The sequence below is a fragment of the Leucobacter chromiiresistens genome (assembly GCF_001477055.1).
GTDB classification, from domain to species: Bacteria; Actinomycetota; Actinomycetes; order Actinomycetales; family Microbacteriaceae; genus Leucobacter; species Leucobacter chromiiresistens_A.
This window is the reverse complement of the sequence record NZ_LDRK01000188.1, coordinates 1-539: the sequence shown is the minus strand read 5'-3', so window position 1 is coordinate 539 and position 539 is coordinate 1. Positions and strand designations below refer to the sequence as shown.

Genomic DNA, 539 nt, shown 5'->3' with positions numbered 1-539 from the left:
GCCGGTTCCCCGGGAGCCACGACGTCGGTGGCCTGCTTCAGCGGCTCGGTCCCGTTGACCAGGCGGACCTCCCCGTATCGCCCCGTGTCATACGCATCCGTGACGGTGATGTCCCCAGTGGGCAGCAGCAGCATCCCCTCCAGCGCTTCCCGGGCGGTGGGATCCTCCGGCAGCTGACCGCTCACCGGCGTCACGGCGTCGGCCGGGGTGTCCAGCAGGCTCAGGCCCCCAGAGGACACCGAGATCTGGGTCTGCCCGTAGTACTCGGCCACGGTGCCCGAGACCCGCACATGATCCCCGACCCGCACCAGCCCGGCCGTATCCGGGGAGTAGACGAAGATCCCGTCCGACGCCCCCGGGGTGAGATCACTGTCCCCACCGGTGCCGGGGGTCTGCACGGTGTAGCCGCGCAGACCACCCTCCGGGTACGCCGCGGTGACCACCCCCTCGGTGGTCACCGCCTGATCCACCAGCGGACTGCTGTCCCCGGTGCCCTGGATCCGCGCGATGGGCACGACATCCCCGGGCTCATCCGACCC

Annotated in this window: 1 pseudogene; it reads right to left on the bottom strand. The window is 71.2% G+C overall.

Going from position 1 to position 539, the window contains the following annotated elements:
* A pseudogene (locus tag NS354_RS13005) lies at positions 1–515 on the bottom strand (ExeM/NucH family extracellular endonuclease); the annotation flags it as partial.
* Between the last annotated feature and the right edge of the window lie 24 nt (positions 516–539).